Annotated in this window: 16 protein-coding genes; 6 read left to right on the top strand and 10 right to left on the bottom strand. The window is 70.7% G+C overall.

Annotated features, from left to right (window positions below; translation table 11 throughout):
* Nucleotides 1–627 precede the first annotated feature (627 nt).
* Nucleotides 628–1,080 carry a DNA-binding protein gene (locus tag WME73_RS41150; RefSeq protein ID WP_272102708.1) on the bottom strand — a complete coding sequence of 151 codons (453 nt, stop codon included), beginning with the start codon at nt 1,078–1,080 and terminating at the stop codon, nt 628–630.
* 514 nt (nt 1,081–1,594) lie between these two features.
* A complete protein-coding gene (locus tag WME73_RS41145; RefSeq protein WP_437741715.1) occupies nt 1,595–1,726 on the bottom strand; it encodes a hypothetical protein in 132 nt (43 codons plus the stop codon).
* A gap of 1,665 nt (nt 1,727–3,391) precedes the next feature.
* Between WME73_RS41145 and uvrC the strand changes: the two genes are divergently transcribed.
* The 3 genes from uvrC to WME73_RS41130 all read left to right on the top strand — a co-directional run bounded on the left by uvrC (nt 3,392) and on the right by WME73_RS41130 (nt 9,099).
* The gene (uvrC, locus tag WME73_RS41140) at nt 3,392–5,647 is read left to right on the top strand and encodes an excinuclease ABC subunit UvrC (protein WP_437913131.1); all 2,256 of its coding nucleotides are present in this window, start codon (nt 3,392–3,394) and stop codon (nt 5,645–5,647) included.
* Nucleotides 5,648–5,927: 280 nt separating this feature from the next.
* Entirely contained in the window at nt 5,928–7,265 is a 1,338-nt protein-coding gene (locus tag WME73_RS41135) for a serine/threonine-protein kinase (RefSeq protein WP_437913130.1), read from the top strand.
* Between the two features lie 64 nt (nt 7,266–7,329).
* Nucleotides 7,330–9,099, top strand: a complete 1,770-nt coding sequence (locus WME73_RS41130) for a VanW family protein (protein WP_437741712.1) — start codon at nt 7,330–7,332, stop codon at nt 9,097–9,099.
* A gap of 96 nt (nt 9,100–9,195) precedes the next feature.
* On the opposite strand, the gene WME73_RS41125 is transcribed toward WME73_RS41130, so the two are convergent.
* On the bottom strand, nt 9,196–10,224 hold the full coding sequence (locus WME73_RS41125; RefSeq protein WP_437741711.1) for a tryptophan--tRNA ligase: 1,029 nt from the start codon (nt 10,222–10,224) through the stop codon (nt 9,196–9,198).
* A gap of 293 nt (nt 10,225–10,517) precedes the next feature.
* Between WME73_RS41125 and coaBC the strand changes: the two genes are divergently transcribed.
* Together coaBC and WME73_RS41115 are read left to right on the top strand one after the other, a co-directional pair.
* Complete coding sequence (coaBC, locus tag WME73_RS41120; RefSeq protein ID WP_437913129.1) at nt 10,518–11,876, top strand: bifunctional phosphopantothenoylcysteine decarboxylase/phosphopantothenate--cysteine ligase CoaBC; 1,359 nt, start codon at nt 10,518–10,520, stop codon at nt 11,874–11,876.
* Nucleotides 11,837–12,676, top strand: coding sequence for a CPBP family intramembrane glutamic endopeptidase (locus WME73_RS41115; protein WP_437913128.1), 840 nt, complete (start codon nt 11,837–11,839; stop codon nt 12,674–12,676). Before coaBC ends, WME73_RS41115 begins: the two co-directional genes overlap by 40 nt.
* A gap of 22 nt (nt 12,677–12,698) precedes the next feature.
* Here the strand turns inward: WME73_RS41115 and WME73_RS41110 are convergent, their stop codons facing one another.
* From WME73_RS41110 to WME73_RS41095, 4 genes are all read right to left on the bottom strand, one after another.
* Nucleotides 12,699–13,448, bottom strand: a complete 750-nt coding sequence (locus WME73_RS41110) for a YebC/PmpR family DNA-binding transcriptional regulator (protein WP_437295193.1) — start codon at nt 13,446–13,448, stop codon at nt 12,699–12,701.
* A 309-nt stretch (nt 13,449–13,757) separates the two neighbouring features.
* Nucleotides 13,758–14,972, bottom strand: a complete 1,215-nt coding sequence (locus tag WME73_RS41105) for an ammonium transporter (protein ID WP_437741708.1) — start codon at nt 14,970–14,972, stop codon at nt 13,758–13,760.
* 141 nt (nt 14,973–15,113) lie between these two features.
* Complete coding sequence (locus WME73_RS41100; RefSeq protein WP_437741707.1) at nt 15,114–15,560, bottom strand: universal stress protein; 447 nt, start codon at nt 15,558–15,560, stop codon at nt 15,114–15,116.
* A complete protein-coding gene (locus WME73_RS41095; RefSeq protein WP_437913127.1) occupies nt 15,535–17,700 on the bottom strand; it encodes a DUF2079 domain-containing protein in 2,166 nt (721 codons plus the stop codon). The genes WME73_RS41100 and WME73_RS41095 overlap by 26 nt, the downstream gene beginning before the upstream one ends.
* A 147-nt stretch (nt 17,701–17,847) precedes the next feature.
* Between WME73_RS41095 and WME73_RS41090 the strand changes: the two genes are divergently transcribed.
* Nucleotides 17,848–18,486 (top strand): hypothetical protein, encoded by a 639-nt coding sequence (locus WME73_RS41090; RefSeq protein ID WP_437741705.1) that lies wholly within the window; start codon nt 17,848–17,850, stop codon nt 18,484–18,486.
* Nucleotides 18,487–18,547: 61 nt separating this feature from the next.
* Here WME73_RS41090 and WME73_RS41085 read toward each other — a convergent pair whose 3' ends face one another.
* From WME73_RS41085 to WME73_RS41075, 3 genes are all read right to left on the bottom strand, one after another.
* Nucleotides 18,548–19,531, bottom strand: a complete 984-nt coding sequence (locus WME73_RS41085; RefSeq protein WP_437913126.1) for a lysylphosphatidylglycerol synthase transmembrane domain-containing protein — start codon at nt 19,529–19,531, stop codon at nt 18,548–18,550.
* Between the two features lie 112 nt (nt 19,532–19,643).
* Nucleotides 19,644–20,609: a glycosyltransferase family 2 protein gene (locus WME73_RS41080; RefSeq protein WP_437748094.1), complete on the bottom strand. Its 966-nt coding sequence runs from the start codon at nt 20,607–20,609 to the stop codon at nt 19,644–19,646.
* A gap of 503 nt (nt 20,610–21,112) precedes the next feature.
* Nucleotides 21,113–21,934, bottom strand: coding sequence for a hypothetical protein (locus WME73_RS41075; protein ID WP_437913125.1), 822 nt, complete (start codon nt 21,932–21,934; stop codon nt 21,113–21,115).
* Nucleotides 21,935–22,222: the final 288 nt, after the last annotated feature.

The raw sequence follows: 22,222 nt of genomic DNA, 5'->3' as shown, positions 1-22,222 counted from the left end.
ATGACCGGACTCCTGCGCCGCGTCGCGCCGGTGACGCTCCCTTTCGTTTCCTTGGAGCTCCGCCCCGCTTCACGCCCCAGCGTCCGTTTCGAGGCCGCTTCAGCGACACGTGACAGGACATCCGACGCGATCGCTGATGCACGAAACTAGATGTGGTGGTCCTTCGATGATGCCCCACGATATGTTGGGGGCTCAGGGGGGCATGACGTGGTGGTCTCTCCCGATCCGAGGTCGACAAGAGCACGGGCATGGCGGCTCGGTAACCCAGCGTCCTGGGCACCAGAGCGGACATGTGTGCACAGACCCGATCGCGGAGCGCCGCCGCCGCCGCCTGTGTCGTGTCACCAGGCGGATCCGCTCAGCAGCGGTCGGGCGGCAGTTGACGCGCCTTACGCCCGGATTTCTCCGTCGTCCTACGAGGAGACGACATGGCTTGGCGGGACTTCCTGAGGGGCATCCAGCGGCGTGTACGGCTGCGGAGCTTGCTCCGCTCCGAGGTGCGACGTCTCCGCGCCTGCCGGGACAGCTCCCGGCTCGCCGCGATTTCCCCTGCTGGGCTTGCGGGAAGGCGGGACGTCGACCTCGGTCGGTTTGGCCGGACCCTTTTGGAGAGCGTCGATGCCGGCTTCAGCGGGAAAAGTACTTGGTAGCCCGCTTCTCTCCTTTCGACGTGATCTTCTTCTCGACGAGCAGCTTCCGAATCGGGAGGGTCAGCTCCTTCGTGGTGGTGCCCAGATCCTTGGCGATCTGCTCGACGCCCTGGCCGCTGTTGCTCCGGATGTGCTCCAGGACCTTCTGCGTCATGGCGGCGAGCTCTTCCTTCGAGCGCTTCTCGCCCTTCTTGCGGGTGGGCTTCGCAGCGCGAGCGGGGCGACCGACCGCCTTCTTGACCTCCGCAGGCTGCTGGGGAGCGGCCTTGGCCCGACCCACCTTGCGCGGCGCGGCGGCCGCAGCGACCGGCTGGCCCTCGCCTCGCAGGGCGTTGGCGACGGCCTCGAGAGCCGCTTTGCGGACAAGTCCGCTCAGCTGAGAGACGAATGCATCAACGTGGCTTTTGATCTCGGTTTCGACGTTGTTCATTGGATCTCGCGTCCCATGAATAGCTAGAGTTGTCAACTGCTGAACAGCACCTTGCTTGAAAATAATTCGAGAGGTGTCCCCTCAACGTGCGTCAAGAACCCGCGCTCGCCACCTCCCCGCCGGGTCATCGGATGCTGGGGGCGACCGGTCGAGCCGGACTCCAGCCACCTCGTCTCCCTGGCGACGTCGCGCCGCGAAGCCAGGCTTCGCCCCAACCCAAGAGGGTGCGATGGACAGCGCCGTGCTCCTCTCTGCACCGCGCTCCCGCTTTGGATGCCGCGGCGCGCGTGCCGTGGGCAGCCCCGTAACCGAGGGGAGCCAGCGACATTCCCATGAAGATCTGCTTTCCTGTGCTCCGGACACACGCGCCCCACCGCGCAGCGGCCGAAGCGGGCGCCTGACCGAGGGACCGTGGAGGAGCCCGACCCCCCGGGTGGAGCGCCCGCGATAAGGAAAGGTGTCATGGCCGAGGTCGCCGTTCCAGGCGACCCCGGTGAGCTGGAGCGGCAGCCTTTCACTTCTGCACCCCACCCTGCTCCGGCGGCGTAACCGTATGCCCGAGCTCTCGTCTCCCGACCGAGCCGCTCTCCGGGATCGACCGCAACGTGTCGGCCACCGAGCCGCCCTCCGGCGGTGTCGACGTCATGAGGGCTACCCCACCCACCTGCCAGGACATCCCCTGGCTGATCGGCGCGGCGGCCCGACGCGGTTGCTCCCACCCACGTTGCAGCCCCCAGGCCATGTCGCCTCCGGTCTGGCTGCGTCTTTTTGCGGCTGTGCTGGAGCTGCCCAGCCTCCGGCCGAGTCTCCCAAACCGCTCGCCGTGCCCGAGCTCCGACGGCCGCCCCGGCAAGCCGGAAGTCGTCCTGCGGGAGGCCACGAGGCCGCCGCTCCTGCTCAGCCGCTCATCCTGATTCAGGGGGTGACACTCGTGCTGGGCACCAGGGTGACGCTCGCCCGCGGCTCGCCCCCGTGCGAGAGGGCAGAGCTCACCGTCGCCGCCGAGGGCGACATCGATCCCCCGAGCGGGGCGGTGGTGATGGACGCTGGTGGACAGTTCGTCACTCCTCGGCTGTTCGACGCGCACTCCCACCTCGGGGGCCGCCCGACACCAGGCGCAGCGGCGCACCTGGACGGCAGCGAACGAAAACCAGACACGGGGCCGGTGGCGCCGCAGGCTCAGTCCGCCGATGCCTTCTGGCCCCAGGACCCGGGTATCGAACGGGCAGTCGCTGGTGGTGTTACGACCATACAAGTCCTTTCGGGTTCAGGCAACCTGATTAGAGGGTGCGCGGTAACGATGGAGCTCCGACCGGGCATCAGCCGTCCCATCGCCCCTCCCAGGTTCCTCCCTGATTCCTGCCAGATGCTTCCCAGACGCTCGCCACCGTGGCGCCCGGCGGGCTGAAAGTGGCTTGCGGGGAGAGCCCGAAGCGCAGCTACGGCGGGGACAAGCGGGCACCGATGGCCGGTACGGGCAACCTCGCTCTCCAGCGGGCGACCTCTCTCAAGGCCAGGAAGCTCCAGACGGACTGGGCGCGATGGAGCGACCGGGAGTCGCGCCGGATTGCGACCGAGGCGAAGACGCCGTCGTCCGCCAGGCCACGAGGCAGGAGCGCTCGACACCCGAGACCTCCTCCCGCGAAGATCCTGCCGTCGAGCCTACTGCCTGCTCGAGGGCGTGTCTCGCGTCGACGTGGGCGCGGCGCGCCATCACCGCAGTCGCCAGCGCCGCCTCGTACACGGGCGATCGCGCGACGTGTGACGGCGGCGCACCGTGATCGGGTGGCCTCACGAGAGCGACGCGTCAACACGGGGCGCGCGCGGCTCACGTGATCAGGGCGCTCGCGCGCGCTGCGCGGCTCACGTGATCAGGGCGCTCGCGCGCGCTGCGCGGCTCACGTGATCACGGCGCTGCGTGGCTCACGTGATCAGCCCGCCCGCATGCGCCTCGCGCGGCTCACGTGATCACGACGCCCGCGTGCGCGCGCCGACGGCAACGCGGTGCGCGACGGACTCCGCCCCGCCGCGCGGCGGTGATCGCCCGCAGTCCGGCCGGCGCGTTCGTGTCGCCTTCGCTTCGGCTCGAACCTGTCCTCGCGAACGTCGCGGTCGGGTCGGGCGACTCGCCCGACATCTCGACCTGGGCGTTCTGCCCCGTCGCACCGAGGCGAGCGGCGCCGCGTCACATGACGGCGTTTTTCTAGATGTAAAGGAGAACCGGCGCGGGCCGCGTCGGCCGCTCTCCACGGGAGCAGCCGTGATCGCGGCGCTTGCTGCCGGCGCGCGCGACTTCTAGATCGTTCCGGCCGTGGTCAACCCGAGCGCCAAGCAGGATCCCGAAGCCCTCCTCGCCGCCAAGCTCGCGTCGCTCCCGACGACGCCGGGCTGCTATCTGTTCATCGACAAGGCCGGCGCCGTCGTCTACGTCGGCAAGGCGAAGAGCCTGCGCTCGCGCGTCCGCAGCTACTTTCAGGAGAGCGGGAGCGACGCCAGGTACTTCATCCCGATACTCCGGAAGATCGTGGCCGATCTGGAGACGGTGGTGACCGCCACCGAGAAGGAAGCGGCCGTACTGGAGAACGAGCTCGTCAAGCAGCACAAGCCGCGGTTCAACGTCAAGCTGCGTGACGACAAGGACTTCCTTTGCCTCAAGCTCGACACGCAGAAGGCGTGGCCGATGCTCGAGACGGTCCGCCGTCCCGCCCCGGACAAGGCGCGCTATTTCGGGCCCTACCACTCGGCGACGAGCGCGCGGCGGACGCTCCACCTGGTCAACAAGCACTTCCAGCTCCGCACCTGCTCCGATACCGAGATGGCGTCGCGCCGGCGTCCCTGCCTGCAGTACCAGATCAAGCGTTGCCTCGCGCCCTGCGTGATGGATGTGGACCGGGAGCTCTATTCGGAGATGGTCCGCTCGGTCGCGCTCTTCCTCGAAGGGCGCCACGACGAGCTCACGGGCGAGCTCACCACGCGAATGCGGGACGCGTCGCGGGAGCTCGAGTTCGAGCGCGCTGCCATCTACCGCGATCAGCTCCGGGCGGTCGAGGCCGTCCGCGAGGCCCAGCGCGTCGTCTACGTGAAGGACGTCGATCAAGACGTGGTGGGCATCTACCGCGAGGGGACGCTCGTGGAGGTCGAAGTGATCTTGGTGCGGAGGGGGCGCGTGACAGACACGCTGTCCTTCTCGCTCCGCAACATGGAGCTGCCGGACGACGAGGTGCTCGGCGGCTTCTTGAACGAGTACTATGGCGTCGCGTCCACCACGATCCCCGATGAGGTCCTCGTGCCGGTGTTGCCCGACGGCGCGGAGGGTGTTGCGGAGTGGCTCGGCGATCGGCGGGGCCGCAAGGTGGCGCTCTTCGTGCCTCAGCGCGGGCCCCGCGTCGATCTGCTCAAGATGGCGAGCGAGAACGCGGCTCACGCGTTCCGGGAGAAGCAGCGGAGCTCCGATGATCTCGAGGCCCGGCTCGAGGAGATCAGGGAGCGCCTTCGTCTCCCGACGCTCCCGCGTCGCATCGAGTGCTGCGACATCTCGCATCTCGGCGGCGGGGACACGGTGGGATCGATCGTGGCGCTCCTCGATGGTCAGCCGGACAAGAAGCGCTACCGCAGCTTCAACGTGAAGAGCGTGGCCGACGGCGACGACTACGCCGCGATGTACGAGGTGCTCTCACGGCGCTTCCGCCGCGGAAAGGCCGCCCGGCAGGCGAGCCCCGCGTCCACCGCAGACAGCGAGGCCGCCCTCGGCGCCGAAGGCGCGCCCGAGAGCGACGTGATGGAGGGCGTCACCGAGAGCGACGCGATGGAGGGCGTCACCGAGAGCGACATGATGGAGAGCGATCCGGCGGAGAGCGACGCGCTCGAGAGCGATGCGACGGAGGGCGACCTGGCTGACGAGGACATCGGCTCGGCAACAGCGAGCGACGCTCCGCCGGAGACGGAAGGGACGCCGGTGTCCGCTGCCGCGGAGCGAGAGAGCGCCGCCTCGGGGGGTGATGTGTCGAGGCGCGCCGAGGCCGGCGGAGGCGAGTGGGATCTTCCAGATCTGTTCGTCGTCGATGGTGGGCGCGGCCAGCTTCAGGTGGCGCTGTCGGCGGCGCGCGATCTCGGCCTGCACGGTCTCCCGATCGTCGGTCTGGCGAAGGAGCGGGAGACGCAGACCGGAGAGAAGCTCGTCGACCGCGTCTACCTGCCTGGCCAGAAGAACGGTATCCCGCTCCGATCCACGAGCTCCGCCCTCTTCTTCCTGGCGCGCGCGCGCGACGAGGCGCACCGCTTCGCAAACCACGCACGCAAGCGGCTCGGCAAGGCGCGGCGCCTCCGGTCCGAGATCGAGGACATCCCGGGGCTTGGCAGCGCGGTGAGGACGGCGCTCCTCCGGGAGCTCGGTTCCATGGAAGGAGTTCGTCGCGCGACCGACGCTCAGATCCTGGCGGTGACAGGGGTCACCAAGCGACACCTGTCAGCGCTGCGCAAGGTCATCCCGTCTTCCGAGTCCTCGCAGCCCGACGCGCCGGCCGAGGACACCGGTGATCTATCCAAGGCACGGGGGCTCACGCGCTGAGCGCGACCGGCCCGTTCCGCGATGGATCGGTGAAAGATCACGCTGCGACCTGAACGGCGTTCCGGGTTGAGCGCCAAGGCGTTCTCTGCGACGATCCGAACACCAGGCGCCCGGTCGCATTCCGGGCGCACGCGGTCATTTTTCGATCAAGAGCACCACCTGGCACACCGAGCGCTTTTGCGGACCCGACGTAGTGGGCGGGCCGCGGCGGGCCGCGCTCGGGGGGCTCGATTCCCGGCGGGCGCTGCCTCGCTCCGGGGTTACGCGGCACGTGAGCACCATGGGAGAAGTACGCGCTGGCCACACGCTCGGTCGCTATGAGCTCCTCGTCCCCATCGCGCTCGGGGGCATGGCCTCGGTGTGGGCCGCTCGAACGGGCGGCCAGCTCCCCAGGATCGTCGCCGTCAAGCTGCTGCGCGCCGAGCTGAGCGACGATCCCGACTTCGAGGCGATGTTCCTCGACGAGGCCACCCTGGTCTCGCAGATCCATCACCCGAACGTCGCGGAGACCATCGATGTGGGCGAGGAGGACGGCGTCCTCTACCAGGTGATGGAGCTCATCGACGGCGAGCCGCTCAACCTGGTTCTCCGCGAGAGCAAGGCGCGCGGCGGTCTGCCGCTCCCCTTCGCGCTCCGCATCGTGGCCGAGGCGGCCCTCGGCCTGCACGCCGCGCACGAGCTGCGCGGCCGCGACGGCAAGCCCGTCGGCCTCGTCCACCGCGACGTCTCGCCGCAAAACATCCTGGTCGGATACGACGGGTCGGTGAAGATCCTCGACTTCGGCGTCGCCAAGGCCGCCTCGAACCTGCAGCGAACCCAGGTCGGCCAGCTGAAGGGCAAGTACGCGTACATGTCGCCGGAGCAGGCGGGCAGCGAGCCCATCGATCGGCGCACCGACGTGTTCACGCTCGGGATCGTCTTCTATCAGCTCGTGACGGGCAAGCACCCCTTCCACGCCGAGAACGATCCTGCGACGGTGCGCCGCATCTGCGACAAGGCGGCAGCCGAGCCGCCGCGGACCCTCGTCCCGTCGCTCCCGGAGGACGTCGGGCGCATCATCATGAGGATGCTCGCGAAGCCGAGGGACGAGCGCTTCGCCACGATGGCCGAGCTGCGCCAGTCCATCGAGCAGCTGTCGCCAGCGACGCCCATCGCCACCTCGGATGAGCTCGCTGTGCTGATGCAGCAGATGCTCGGCCCGCGTGGTGAGCGGCGGCGCGCCGCGATCCAGGAGGCCATGCAGATCGCGCGCGAGCGCGCGATCGACTTCGACTATCCGCAGTCACAGCAGAGCTCGCCGCAAGCCGCCGCTCAGCCCGGGCGCGCGAGCGCAGAGCGCGGCGCCGGCCCACCGCAGGGCGCCTGGCCGGCGCCGCCGACGTCCGACGAGGGCCGCGCGCGGCGCTGGCTCGTCCCCGCGACCATCGGCCTCGTGGTCCTCGTGGTGCTCGCGGGCGCGCTCCTCCTGCGCTCCTCGCCGCACGGCGGCCCGCCGCGCCAGCGGGGCTCTCTGCTCGTGCCCGGGGCGGGCTCGATCAAGGAGCCGCTCCTCAGGGCCGCGCGCGCCGCATCGAGGGCGCCGCGCGGCGGCTCCGATGTGACGCGGGCCGCACCGTAGCCGCGCCGCGCGCCCGCGTTCGCTTGACGGTTCGGGCAACGCTTCTCAAGATGGCCGCCCTCGCATGGATCTTCGCCGCTCGCCGGAGCTCTGGCGGTTCGCCGCGCTGGTGGCGATCTTCGTCACGAGCGGCCTGGCCATCACCTACCTCGTGCTGCCGCCCCCGCCGGACGACGGCCCCAAGCCCCCGCCGGTCCTCCGCGTGGCGCAGGTGCCGGTGCCGACGGGCGGCGACGTGGTGGCGAACGCGCTCGACCTCGTGCGCCGCTACGCCACCGGGGAGATCCGGATCGTGCTCCCCGACGGCTCCGCGCGCGCGCTCCGCCGCAACGATCTCGGCGTCGAGATCAACCGGGTCCGCCTCGCCGAGTTCGTGCGCGAGGCGCTCCGCCCCGAGAGCGCGCTCCGCCGCGCGCACGAGCGGGCCGGCGATGGCGACAAGAGCGACGAGGACGCGCCGCTCGACATCCCGATCCCGCTCCTCCTCGACTCCGAGCGGGCGATCAGCAAGCTGCTCGACCTGAAGGTCGAGCTCGACGCGCCCGCGGTCGACGCGTATGTCGACCTCGAGGGGAAGCAGCTCAAGCCCGAGAAGATCGGGTATCGGCTGGACGTCTACGGCACGCTCGCGCGCATCGACGCCGCCCTCCGGGCGGGCGAGGACACCGCGCAGGCGAGCGTCGAGACGATCGCACCGAAGCTCGTCGCCGAGCAGCTCGGCAACGTCAAGTTCGATCAGGTGCTCGGCTACTTCGAGACGCGCTACGCGACCGGCGCGAGATCCAAGGAGAGGACGTACAACCTCAGGCTCGCGGCGTCCAAGCTCGACGGCGTGGTCGTCATGCCGGGCGAGATCTTCGACTTCAACGAGACGGTCGGCCCGCGCGACGAGGCGCACGGGTACCGCGTCGCTCCGGTCATCGCCCAGGGAGAGCTCGTCGACGGGCTCGGCGGCGGGACCTGCCAGATCTCGGGCACGCTCCACGGCGCCGCGTTCTTCGCGGGGCTCGAGATCGTCGAGCGCTACCCGCACTCCCGCCCGAGCTACTACATCAAGCTCGGCCTCGACGCGACCGTCGTCTACCCGACGATCAACTACCGCTTCAGGAACCCGTTCGACTTCCCGATCGTGCTCCACGAGACCGTGGCCGGCGGCGTCGTGCGCGCCGAGATCCTCGGGCCCTCGCGCAAGCTCACGGTCACGTACTTCCGTCGCATCGACGAGGTCATCCCGTTCGAGGAGCTGGAGCGCCCGACGCCGAAGCTGCCCGAAGGGACGCGGGCGCTCGCTCAGCGCGGCATCCCCGGCTTCAAGACGACGAGCTCGCGGGTCGTCCGCGACGGCGCCTACGCGGTGCGGGAGAAGTGGAGCGACAGCTACCCGCCGACCGCGCAGATCGTCCATGTCGGGAGCGGCCCGCGCGACCCCGAGGCCAAGACGGCCGACGACAATCACCCCGAGTACGTGGCGGACGAGTACCTCGTCGTGACGCAGGGGCCGGACGTTCGCACGCCAGGCGTGACCGGCCCGGAGCCGGGCGGCGGCACCGTCGAGAGCCGCGAGCCCGGGCTCACGGGCGAGCGCGGCTGGACCGAGCGCGCGGGGTTCGGCACGTTCCGCGCGAAGGGGGAGGAGCGCGCCGAAGGGGAAGGCGGCCGCGCGCGCGGCGAGGACGCGCCGCCCGCCGAGGGGATCGCCGTCGCGCAGGCCCCGGGCGCGGCGGCGGCGGAAGCCCGTGGCCAGCGGGACCCCGCGGGGGACGAGGCGAAGGGCGGCAAGGGCAAGAAGCGACGCCAGAACCAGAAGAAGACGACGACGAGCGACGGCGGCTGAGCGGGCGGCCTCGAACGGAGCCGGCGGCGGCTGCTCGGCGGCGCTCGCCGCGCGCTGGCCGCGGCGAGCTCCGCTCGTCCTCCGCCGCCGCGGCCTTCAGCGCGCGCCGATCGCCCGGCGCACCTCGTGGAGCGTCGGGCCCGCGAGCGCCCGCGCGCGCTGGGCGCCTTCCGAGAGCAGGGCGTCGACGCGGGCCGGGTTGGCCATGAGATCGGCGAAGCGGCGCCGCGGCTCCTCGAGCGCGCGGTTCAGCACCTCGAACACGGCCTCTTTCGCCTCGCCCCAGCCGATGCCGCCCTGGTAGCGGCCGCGGAGCGCCTCCGCCTCTTCGGGCGTGGCGAACTCCCTGTAGAGGTGGAAGAGCGGCGAGGTGTTCGGATCCTTCGGCTCGCTCGGGGGCGACGAGTCCGTCTTGTACTTGAAGATCGTCTTGCGCAGCTTCTCCGGCGGCAGGAAGAGCGCGATGGTGTTGTCGTAGCTCTTGCTCATCTTGCGGCCGTCGAGGCCCGGGATCACCGCCGTCTCGGCGCTGATGCGCGCCTCGGGCAGGACGAGGGTCGGGCCGTAGATCGCGTTGAAGCGCTGCGCGATATCGCGGGCGATCTCGATGTGCTGGACCTGGTCCTTGCCCACCGGCACGACATTCGTCTTGAACAGGAGGATGTCGGCCGCCATCAGCACCGGATAGCCATAGAGGCCCATGTTGATCCCGGCGTCGAGGTCGTCGCTGTCCTCGGCGCCCGCGGCGCTCGACGCCCCGGCCCGGGACTCCATGTTCTTGGCGACAGCGGCCTTGTAGGCGTGGGCGCGGTTCATGAGCCCCTTCGCCGTGAAGCAGGAGAGGATCCAGCTGAGCTCGAAGATCTCCGGAACGTCGGATTGCCTGTAGAAGATGACCTTCTCTGGATCGAGGCCGAGCGCGAGCCACGTCGCGGCGACCTCGTGGACCAGGCTCCGGAGCTTCTGCGCGTCGTGGATGACGTTGAGCGCGTGATAGTCCGCGACAAAGTAGAGCGCGTTCGACGCGGTTCCTGCGAGCGCGAGCGCCGGCTTGATCGCCCCTACGAAGTTGCCGAGGTGCGGCGTTCCGGTGGGCTTGATGCCGGTGAGGACGGTGCTTGCCATCGTTGTCGTGTTCCTCTGAGGGAGCTCATCCCATTACGCGCTCCCGGCGGGTGATGCCACTGCCACGCCCCAAAAACCAGCGGGGTTTCTTGCTGCGCGGGCGCGTTGGCGCGTGTCGGCGCGCGCGCGGTGGTGCGCGCGTGCGCGCCAGCACGAGCTCGCTGCCTGCAGCGCGGCCCCGGATCATCCGCCTGCGGTGCAGCGTGTACCGTGTCGTGGCCGTGTACGATCGGCGATTTTCGTGCAACGGTGGACGCCGGACCGACCCCCCGACCCACGCTGGCACCTGCGCCATGTCTGGCCGAACGCCGTCATCTCCCGCACCTCGCCCCGAGGCCTCTGCCCCGTTGCCCGCTGGCCAAGCCCCCGAGGGCGCGCGGCCGACCGTCGCGCTCGCCGTCTCGGGCAGCATCGCCGCGTACAAGGCCGCCGAGGTGGCCCGGCTGTTGATCCAGGGCGGCGCGCGCGTGCTCCCGATCATGACGCGCGCGGCGCAACAGTTCCTCGGGCCCATGACGCTGAGCGGGCTCTGCGGCGAGCCGGTGCGCGACACCATGTGGGATCCCGGCTTCGCGGGCGAGCTGCACATCGCGCTCGCCGCCGAGGCCGATCTCGTGCTGCTCGCGCCCGCGACCGCCGACGTGATCGCCCGCCTCGCCGCGGGGCGCGCCGACGATCTCGTGACGGCGCTCGCCCTGTGCGCGCGGGGGCCGGTGCTCGCCGCGCCGGCGATGCACCCCCGCATGTGGGCTCACCCCGCGACGGCGCGGAACGTCGCCACGCTCGAGGCCGACGGGCGCGTGCAGCTCGTCGGCCCGGTCTTCGGCGAGGTCGCCTCGGGCGAGCGCGGCCTCGGGCGCATGGCCGAGCCCGCGGCGATCGCGGCCGCGGCGCTCTCGCGGCTCGCCCCGCGCGACCTCGCGGGTCTCCGCGTCGTCGTCACCGCGGGCCCAACGCTCGAGGACCTCGATCCCGTGCGCTTCCTCGGCAACCGGTCGACCGGCAAGATGGGCTTCGCCGTGGCGGAGCGGGCCGCGGCGCGGGGCGCGCAGGTCACGCTCATCGCCGGCCCCGTGTCGCTCTCCACGCCGCCGGGCGCGCGCCGGGTCGACGTGCGCGGCGCGCTCTCGATGCGCGGCGCGCTCTGGCAGGCGCTCGGCGAGGACCTGCGCGGCGCCGACGCGCTCATCATGACGGCCGCCGTGTCCGACTACCGCCCGGCCGAGCAGCACGCGACCAAGCTGAAGCGGACGCCCGACCTCGCGTCGCTCCCGCTCGTGCCGAACCCTGATTTGCTCGCGGAGATCGGCGCGGCGCGAGGCGGCCTGGCGGACGCTGCCGGCGCCGACGGAGCGCGCTCGCCGGTGCTCGTCGGGTTCGCGGTCGAGACCGCCACGGACGAGGGGGTCATCGCCTATGCGCGGCACAAGCTCGCGAGCAAGCGCGTCGACATGATCGTCGCCAACCACGCGGCGGACTCGTTCGGCCGGGACGACAACCGCGCCACGATCGTGACCCGCGACGCCGCCGACGCGCTCGGCGTGTTGCCCAAGCCGGCGCTCGCGGACCGCATCCTCGACCGGGTCTTGCAATTGTGTTGGACGAGTTGGACGTGTCGGACGAGTCCGACGGGTCAGGCGAGCGCGCGATGATCCCGGGCGAAGACCGCGCCGCGGCTCCTTCCGCCGCGGCTCCTCCGGTTGCCTCTGGCCCGGCCGCCCCGGCCTCGTCGCGCGATCCGCGGGCGATCGATCCGCGCGAGCCGCCGCGCTCTTCGCGCCGGGAGGCCGCGCTCGTCGCCGCGTCCGTCACCGCCTGCGTCGCGCTCGCCGTCTCGTTCGCGTTCGATCCCGGTCGCGCGGGCGCGCCTGCCATGCTCGCGGCGCTCGGCGCGCTCTACGCCGTCCTCACGGCGATCACCGTGATGTGGCTCCGCCGGCGCGGCGAGCTCCGCGCGGCGCTCCGCCCCCTGTCCGGCGATCTCGCGCGCGGCGCCCTGGTCGCGGCGGGGCTCTACGGGCTTGCCATGGCGGTGCAGCTGCTGCTCGCCCCGCGGGGCACGCCTCGCGAGGCGTGGGTCCTTCGCCTGTACCTCCAGCTCGGCGACCCCTCGGCCGACGCGCGCGTGTTCGTCGGCGCGCTCGTCTTCGTCATCGCCGCGCTGGAGGAGATCGTCTGGCGCGGGCTCGTCCTGCGCGCCCTGGAGGGGCCGCTCGACCGGGGCGCCGCGTGGCTGCTGTCGAGCGCGCTGTTCGCCGCCGCGCACGCCCCCACGCTGTTCCTGCTCGGCGATCCGGTGGCCGGGCCGAACCCGCTGCTCGTCGCGGCGGGCTTCGGCTGCTCGATCGTGTGGGGTCGCGTGGTGCACCGGACCGGGCGCCTGGCGCCGGCCGTCTTCGCCCACGCGTTCTTCTCGTGGGCGATCGTGAGCTTCCCGATCTGGCGGCCGTGACGGGCTCGCGCCTGCCGCGGGATCAGCCCTCGAGCTTCGCGAGCTCCTCGTCGGGGACGTCGAAATCGGCGTAGACGTTCTGCACGTCGTCGTGGTCGTCGAGCGAGTCGACGAGGTTCAGGCAGACCTCGGCGTCGCGGCCCGCGACCTCTTTCTTGTTCTTGGGGACGTAGCCCGCGGAGTTCGACTTCACCGCGATCTTCGCGTCCTCGAGGGCCTTCACGACGGTGTCCATCACGTCGACGCTGGAGAGCACCTGCCACTCCTCTCCCTGGTCGCTGTAGTCGTCGGCGCCCGCGCCCACGGCGGTGTCCATCAGCTGATCCTCCGTCGCCGCGTCCTTCGCGAGGAGGATGATCCCCTTCCTCTCGAAGGCCCACTGCGCGGAGCCGCCGGCGCCGAGCTGCCCGTTGTTCTTCTCGAAGATCTTCCGGATCTCGGCGACGGTGCGGTTCCGGTTGTCGGTCATCGCCTCGCAGAGGAACAGCGTCCCGCCGGGCCCTGTTCCTTCGTAGAGGATCTCCTCGTAGTTCGCGCCCTCGATCTCGCCGGTGCCGCGCTGGATGGCGCGCTTGATCGTGTCGGCGGGCATCGCCTGGCCCTTGGCGTCGTTGATCGCCTTACGGAGCCGCGGGTTGCCGTTCGGGTCTCCGCCGCCCATGCGCGAGGCGACGGTGATCTCCTTGATCAGCTTCGTGAAGAGCTTGCCGCGCTTCGCGTCGAGCGCGCCCTTCTTGCGCTTGATGGTGGCCCACTTGGAATGGCCGCTCATGCCTGTCTGCTCCGTGATGACGGGGCGCCCGCTCGCGGCGCGCGCCCAGGGGGAAGGTTCGGCGCAAGATGGAGCACCGTTCGGTTCGAGCGTAGAAACCGTCAGGGCGCCGGGAGCGCCAAGAGATTGTCGAGCTCTCCTGGCGCTCTCGGCGCCTTTCGGTTCGAACCGTCCGTCGCTCTAGCGGTGCGCCCCGGGGGAGGCAACAGCGACGGCACCCCCGGCCGCGCGGTTCCCTCCTCACCGGGAGGACGAGCGCGGCCGGGAGCCCTTGTCGACCTGGGTCTGTGGCTGCCCCCCTCTGTGTCGCTACAGCGCGTAACCGGTCTCGCCGTGCTCGGTTGCGTCGAGGCCCTCGCGCTCGTCGCTCTCGGGCACGCGCAGGCCGATCAGCTTGTCGACCAGCTTGAGGAGCACGAAGGTCACGATCGCGGCGTACAGGCCGACGGCCGCGATGCCGACCAGCTGCGGGACCATCTGCCCCGGGTTGCCGGCGATCACGCCGTCACGGCCGGCCTCGTTCAGGGCCTTCTCGGCGAAGACGCCGGTGAGGACCGCGCCGAGGAGGCCGCCCACGCCGTGGACGCCGAACGCGTCGAGCGAGTCGTCGTAGCGCAGGCGCTCCTTCGAGACGACCGCCGCATAACACACCACGCCCGCGAGCAGGCCGATCACGACGGCGGCCCACGGCGCCACGAACCCGGCCGCGGGCGTGATCCCGACGAGCCCGGCCACGATGCCGGACGCCACGCCGAGCGCGGTCGGCTTGCCTCGCTGCGCCCACTCGACGAGGAGCCACGCCGCGCCGCCCGCCGCCGCCGCGAGGTGCGTGTCGAGCAGCGCCAGCGCCGCGAGCCCGCCCGACGTCAGCGCGCTGCCGGCGTTGAAGCCGAACCACCCGAACCACAGGATGCCCGTGCCCGTCAGGGTCATCGTCAGGTTGTGCGGCACGTGCCGCTCGTGCGGATATCCCGTGCGCTTGCCCAGCACGAGCGCGCAGATCAGCGCCGAGATGCCCGCCGCGAGGTGAACCACGGTGCCGCCCGCGAAGTCGAGAGCGCCCATCTCGAAGAGCCAGCCCTTCTCCGCCCACACCCAGTGCGCCACCGGGTCATAGACGAGCGTGGACCAGAGCAGGATGAAGACCAGGTACGCCGAGAACCGCATCCGCTCGGCGAACGCCCCCGCGATGAGCGCGGGCGTGATCACCGCGAACATCATCTGGAACGCCGCGAACGCGATGTGCGGCACCGTGCCGCGCTCCACCGTCGCGATCCCGTGCAGACCGACAAAGTCGAACCCGCCGATGAGCCCACCGTGCGAGGTCCCGAACGCGAGCGAGTACCCGACGGCCACCCACTGCACCGAGATCACCGCGAGCGCGGCGAACGAGTGCATGAGCGTCGCGAGCACGTTCTTGCGGCGCACCATGCCGCCGTAGAACAGGGCGAGGCCCGGCGTCATGAAAAGGACGAGGGCTGTCGATGCGAGGAGCCAGGCCGTATCCCCAGTGTCGATCTTCATGGCACGGGCGTAACGTGCCCAATGTTTCAACGAGGTTTCGTCGTCGCGGCAGGACGCATTTGACAGGAAGTCGGGAAATTTCTAACGCCCGGTTCGGCGGCGCCGGACACCGGATCCGATCGTTTCGTGATGTCACATACATCAGGCCGGTTGTGGTCCCCGTATCGACAGGACCGGGACCTTTGCCGATCTCACCACCCGCTGCGCCACGCTGCCGAGCAGCGCCCGCGCGACCGCCCCGCGCGCGTGCGTCCCGATCACGATCATGTCGGCGCCGATCTCGTCCGCGAGGCGGCAGATCTCCTCGTCGGGGACGCCGGCGCGCAGCACGCCCGAGATCTCGACGCCCGGCGCGGCGCGCCGGCGCTCGAGCACCTGATCGAGGCTCCGCTGCGCCGCATCGGCGATGCGGGCGGCGTCCTCGGCCGAGGGGATCAGGGACGAGCCTTCCGGGAAGCTGTAGACGGGCACGCTGTACACGTGCGCGACGACGATCTTCGCGGACAGCTTGCGGGCGAGCTCGATCGCCGTGTCGAGGGCGATCTCGGAGGTCGCGTTGAAGTCATGGGCCAGGAGGAGGGTCTTCATCTTGCTCCGCGGTGGTGGAGGGCGCAGGCGGCGCGCCGCCGCCCTTTCGGTCCGGCTTTCGTAGCTCCGGGGGCGGGTCTCCGGTAGGGGGCTCGTCGGAGGCCGCCGGGGCCGGCGGCTGCGCCTTCGACGGCGGCTTGACCCGCTTGAACAGCGCCAGCTTCTTCAGCCGGCTGAGCTCCTCGAGCTCGCCGCGCTTCACCGCCGCGTTGTGGCGCTCCTGGTCCTTGCCCTTGAGCTCCCCCTCGTCGAGCAGCACGTACTGGACGGTCGCGGCGCGGTCGCCCGGATAGAAATAGGCCTCCTTCCGGTTCGACACGTGCGGTCCCATCTTGCTCGTCGCGCCGACGATGGCGCTTTTCGGGATCGCCTCCACCTGCTTCCGGACCCAGGCGTAGGTCGCTTCCTGGTCGGGCGTCAGCTTGCGCGCCACGCGGGAGAAGCCGCCCCTGAACGACGCGTTCTCGACGAGGCCGCCGAACTTCCACGACATCAGCGCGGCCGCCACGATCATGGCGGCGAGCAGCGCGCGCGACAGGCGCCGCCCGTCGAGCCCGTAGTACGCGGCCGGCCCGGAGCCCTCGATCCGCTTGAGCGCGATCGGCGTCAGCACGAACGCGATGGGGAAGAGGATCGACGAGTACTGGAAGTGGATCGAGAACACCGCGTCGCGCGAGGCGAGCAGGCAGAACAGGAGCCCGTAGGCCAGCATCCAGCGCCCGGGCTTGGCGAGGAAGGGCAGGAAGCAGAGGGGGACGAAGAGCTGGAGCAGGAAGATGATCTTCGGCTCCTCCAGCAGGACCTTGAGCGCGAAGACAGGGTTCGTGAGGAGGGAGACGAGCATGCCGCCGAGCCCGCTCCGGTTCGGCATGAGCTCCTCGTAGTAATAGGCGAACGAATAAGCGTCCTTGCCGGACATGATGATGCCCGCCGACGTCATGAAGAACAGCTTCACGATGACGAAGTAGACGAGGCTCGTCGCGATGGTCACCCAGCCGAGGCGGGTCCTGCCCGGGCGCCGGTCGAAGATGGCGTAGAGCCCGATGAAGCACATCAGCAGGGAGACGTCCTCCCGGCAGAGCAGCAGCACGGCGAGGGTGACCCAGTACAGCCTGTCCCTGCCGGTCTCGTAGAAGTAGAGGAGCCAGACGACGAGCGGGGAGATCAGCGCGAGCGAGTGGAACTCGTACATGTTCGCGCCGTGCAGGGCCGGATAGATGGCCCACACGGCGGCGAGCAGGAGCGCCTTGCCGCGGTGAGCGAGCTTGTCGCGCGCGAGCAGGTACACGGGGACGACGCCGGCGCCGAGCCACGCGGACTGGAGGATGAGGAGGAACTCCGCCCTCGGGTAGATGAGGTAGAGCGGCGAGAGCAGGATGAGGATCGGGTCGAAGTGCGCGGAGCCGTGGTAACCGGCCTTGAGCCAGGAGCAGCCGAGCGGCCGTCCGTGGATCGTCTGGTAGAAGATGTTGTCGTAGTACCCGAGGTCGGGCGTCCTGGTGTGCAGCGCGTGGTGGTTGGTGATCGCGAGCCGGGAGAAGAAGAGCGTGTAGCCCGTCCACATCGCGAGCAGGGCCAGCGGCGGGAGCCACCGCGCGGCGCCGCCTCCGCGCGCGGGCGCGCCATCGAGCTCGGACGCATCGTCGAGCCCGGGCGAGAGCCGCGCGCGGCGGCCCCAGGCGTAGGCGCCGGCGCCCGTGGCCACAGCGGCGAGGGCGGCGAAGAAGATCGTGCTCTTCGGGCTGTCCTTCTCGATGTTCGGGAGCTTGAGCGCGGCGACGAACGGGAGCGCGAGCAGGGGGATCAGGGCGCGGTTGAGGCGGCCCACGGTGCTCACGAAGTCCCACGAGCGGGTGCGGGCCCGCCGCGCCAGCATCACGAGGAAGTAGGCGAGCCCGACCCCCACGATGGCGGCGACGGCGCCGCCGGCCATCCAGCGGCGCTCCACCTCGGTCAGCTTGTTCGTGTCGAGCTGCGCGTGCCGGCTCGGGTGGGTGAAGACCCAGGCCGTCACGGCGATGCTCATGCCGTAGAGGATCGGCCACGGCGCCAGGGTCAAGGCGGCGCGCGCGAGCCGCTCGAGGGCGCCGTCGAGCTTGGCGAGCGCGCTGTTCAGCCTGGTGCGGTGGTTCTCTAGCATAGGTGAGGCGGGTCCTCGGCTACTTGACCCCACCCCCCGCTGTCAAGGAGCGGGGGGAACATCGCGAAAGGACGCGGAAGGGCGTGTAACGACGCGAGGGCGCGGGAAGGGCAGGGCGCCACGCGCGGCCCGCGGTAGAATGGCGCCATGTCGCACTACCGGGATCATCTCGATGCGGCTCGCGCGCGCATCGAAACCCTCGAAGCCAAGCTGAAGGAGCGGGATGCGGCGCTCGCCGCCCGGGACGCGGAGATCGCGGAGATCCGTGCGGAGGTCGAGCGGTTGCGTGACGGATCGAACGATGATGGGCCGCCCGACGGGCCGCTCGGCCGGGGCGGTGGGCAGCGGGCCCTGCTGGTGGCGCTCGCGGTGTGCAGCTTCGCCACCGCGACGGGCTATGCGATGGTGCGCCCCTCGCACTGCCTGCAGCGCGGCGGGGCGTACCCCCCCTCTGCCGAGGTGTCGCTGCGCTCTCACGAGGGGTACGACACCTGGTCGAGCCGGGTCGACGGGGCGCGCGTCCGGGTGGGCAAGGCCGCGGGCGCGGCGCTCGAGCACGGCCGTGTCCGGGCGAAGCGCTGCTGGCAGCCGGACGGGCCGAGCGGGGAGGGGAGCGTGACCGTGACCTTCGCGCCGAGCGGCGAGGCCCACGTGGCGCTGGACGGGGCGCCCTTCGCCGGGACCGAGGTCGGCGCGTGCGTGGTCGACGCGTTCCGAGCCGCCGCGGCGCGGGTGCCGGCCTTCGAGGGGGAGCCTCTTCGGCTCACGACCCCGATCTCGCTCTGAGTCGATCGAAGGAGATCGTCGCTCGCGCTCGCCCCTGCGGGCGACGCAGGAGCTCGGGGCGCTAGCCGGATCGGGAGGTGGATGGGGCCGGGGAGGTGGGCGGGGGGGCCAGCTGCCAGCTCACGAAACCGACGGCGACGACGACGAGGTAGATGACGGCGAAGACCAGCAGGCCGAAGCTGACGCCGTGCTCGGCGGTGAAGCCGAGCGAAGGGAATACGAGGGAGAAGAAGAGCTCTCGGACACCTACGCCGGCGATCGAGATCGGCAAGAGACCGAGCAGGTTCGCGATGGCGAGCAAGCAGGTGACGTCGAAGAGCGAGAGCGGTACGCCAAGGGCGCGCGCGATGAGGTAGCCCTGCGCGAAGTTGACGACGAACGTCGCCACCGTGACCGGGAGCGTGAAGAGGAGCCCGCGCCCGACATGAGCGCGCAGCGCGACCAGGAAGCGGCTCGCCGCGCCGGGCTCCGCGCTCTCCGACGGATCCTTCGCGAGCTTGCGCGAGAAGGCGAGCAGCAGCCGCTCGGCCAGCCCGGGGATGAGCAACACGAGGGGCGCAAGGACCGTGAGGGCGATTCCACCCCACGTCAGCCAGGCCAGGCGGCCGGCGATCACCGCGCTGTAACGGGCGACGCCGACCGCGACGAACGCGGCGAGCACGTAGAGATCACACAGCCTGTCCATCACGACGGTGGCCAGCCCCTCCGCGTAAGGCACGCCGAGGTCGTGGCGCAGGTAGCGGATCCGGAGCAGGTCGCCGACCCGCCCGGGGGTCAGCATGCCAACATAGAGCGACGTCGCGTAGGCGCTCCACGCACGCCGAAGCGGATAGACGATGCCTCGGGCGCGCAGCAGCGCGTCCCAGCGGACCACCTTGAGGTGGATGTTGAGGACGTTCAGCGCCGCCGCGAGCGCGAGCGGGCCAGCCGAGGCCGATACGACCGCGCCGAGCACCGCGTCCCGGTCGTCCATGCGCACGACCACGAGGACGAGCAAGAGCGGGCCAATCAGGCGGACGAGGGCGCGCAGGGCGGTGCGGCCCACGACGGCAAACCCCGGCCGCGCGCTCAGCGCGGCGCCGCGGAGCAGAGGGCCTGAAGAGAGGGGAGGCGCCCGGACGCGGGGACCCAGGACCGATCGAGGCGAGGCTCGGAGATCACTCGAACTCCTCGCGGATGGGCGGCTCGTCTGCCAGGTGGCGCTGCTGCATCTGGAAGGTGAGGAACTCGCCGATGAAACCCATCGAGAAGAACTGGATGCCGAGGAGGATCATCAGCACGCCGAGGAGGAGCAGCGGCCGGTCTCCGATCTTGTGACCGAGCAGCCAGAGGAACGTCAAATACGCGTTGATGGTCACGCCGGTCGCAGCGAAGACCAGGCCGATGAGGCCGAAGAGGTGCATCGGCTTCTTCGAGTAGCGCGTCAGGAACATGACGCTGAGCAGGTCGAAGAAGCCGCGCAGGATGCGCTCCAGTCCGTAGCGCGAGGCGCCGTACTTGCGAGCGTGGTGGCGCACCGGGATCTCCGTGACGCGGAAGCCTTGCCAGGCAGCGAGCGCCGGGATGTACCGGAAGAGATCTCCGTAGATCGGGATGGTGCGCAGCACCTCGCGACGGTAGGCCTTGAAGCCACAGTTCATGTCATGGAGCTTCACGCCCGTGACCGCGCGGACGGTCCCGTTGAAGATCCGGGACAGGACGAGGCGATTGGCGGGGTCCAGGCGGTTGACCTTCCAGCCCACCACGACGTCGAGGCCCTCCTCGACCTTGGCGATGAAGCTCGGCAGATCGGCCGGGTCGTCCTGGAGATCGGCATCCATCGTGACGACCACGGCGCCCCTCGCCTTGCGGAACCCGGCCGTGAGCGCCGTCGCCTTGCCGAAGTTCTTCCGCAGCCGGATCCCCTTCACGACCGGGTTCTCCGCGCGGATCCTGGAGATGACGCCCCAGCTGTCGTCCGTGCTGCCGTCGTCCACGAAGATGAGCTCGTAGGAGAAGCGCCCTTTCAAGGCCTGATCCACCCGCTGCGCGAGCTCCGTCAGGCTCTCCGCCTCGTTCAGCCCCGGGACGACCACCGAGACGTGCGGCGCCGCCGAGGCGGCCGGCGCGATGGAAGGCGCCATGAGGCTCGGACGAGGATCGAAGGCGGCGAGCCCGAACGTGGCCCGGTCCTCCGGAGCCTCGTGAGGGGCAGGTGTGGGGGGTTGGTCCACAATCACGGCGGCGGAGGATAGCAGAACGTCACGAGAAGGCGCGGTTCCGTCCGAGAACGCGCTGCAAGCGCGACGGCAACGAGGGCAGGACGTGCTGCCGGTCACCGGCAGGGGTTGGGGGAAGGGCTGCGGAGAGCCGGCAGGGGTTGGGGGAAGGGCTGCGGAGAGCCGGCAGGGGTTGGGGGAAGGGCTGCGGAGAGCCGGCAGGGGTTGGGGGAAGGGCTGCGGAGAGCCGGCAGGGGTTGGGGGAAGGGCTGCGGAGAGCCGGCAGGGGTTGGGGGAAGGGCTGCGGAGAGCCGGCAGGGGTTCGGGCAAGGGCTGCGGAGAGCTGGCAGGGGTTCGGGCAAGGGCTGCAGGGGGCGGCGGAGGCGGGACGGTGAGCGCTCGCCGGCCCCCTGCGCTCGTCCGCCGGCTCAGCCGGGCGTGCTCTCTTCTGCCTCGGTCTCCGCGGCGTTCTCTTCAGCCGGCGCGGCCTCCTCCTCCTCCGGTGCGGCGGCCGCCGGGGCGCGCTGCGGGCTGCGCTCAAGGAGGGCGAGGAACGGCGCGTGGAGCGCCTCGAGGAGCTCGCGGTGCTTGCCGGTCGGCGTGTGCTCGATGAGCCAGCCGATCTCGCCGTGGATGGCGTTGAACGCCTGCGTACACGCGACCACCGCCTCCCGGATGCGCTTCGACCGCGCGACCGCGCGCTTCTGGCCGGAGCTCCGGCCGAGCCCCTTGGCGAGCGCCTCGGTCGCCTCGTCGATGCGCTTCAGGTACGCGCCGGCGCCGACCTTCTTCACGTCGGCGGCGAGCGGCGCCTTGCCCGCGACCGCGACCTGGTGCCAGCCGTAATCGACCTCGGCGTCGTACGTGTACCGGGTCTGCTCGGTGCCCGCCCCCGCGAGCAGGGCGCCGCGGAGCCGCACCGCCGCGTCGCGCTGCGCTGGATCCTTGCTCTCGGCCGCCGAGGCCAGGAACAGGTGCAGCGCCCGCTGGGCAGTGTCCCACTCCGTGTCGAGCTCGGCGAGCGCCGCGGCCGAGGCGACGCCGAGCGCCTCGTCGAGCGCCCGAATGCTCCAGAGCGCGCGCGCCTTCCAGATGACCGGCTTCGGCGCTTCGAGCAGGAGCGCCGCCGGGACGCGGTTCGGGACATCGTACTTGTCGATCGAGACGCCCTTCCACGCTCCCTGCTCGAGATCCCGCGCGAAGGCGCTGAACGCCTTGTCGGTGACGAAGCTGTATCCATAGGCTGCCATCGTTCTCTTCTCCGATCCTCCCCCAGGAAACTGGGCATCTTAGCGGGAGCGCCTCGCGCGTTCGCAACCGCTTTGCGCAAAGGGTCCTGTCGGAACCGTGCTCGGCGCGGCCATTGGCCAGAGGCCATTGGCCGGAGGCCATTGGCCGGAGGCCAGTGGCCATGGGCCAGCGGGCATGCGAGGGCCGCCGGGACGTGGGCGCCTGGTGGTCGGCGGTCGCGTCGTATTCGAAGGGGGAGACGTCGATCGGGTGAGCACTCCGGCGGCGCCGTATCGACATGGGTAGGC

This window comes from Sorangium sp. So ce302, assembly GCF_051530145.1.
GTDB classification, from domain to species: Bacteria; Myxococcota_A; Polyangia; order Polyangiales; family Polyangiaceae; genus Sorangium; species Sorangium cellulosum_B.
The sequence above is the reverse complement of the archived record's forward strand: the minus strand, read 5'-3'. Positions and strand labels throughout refer to the sequence as shown.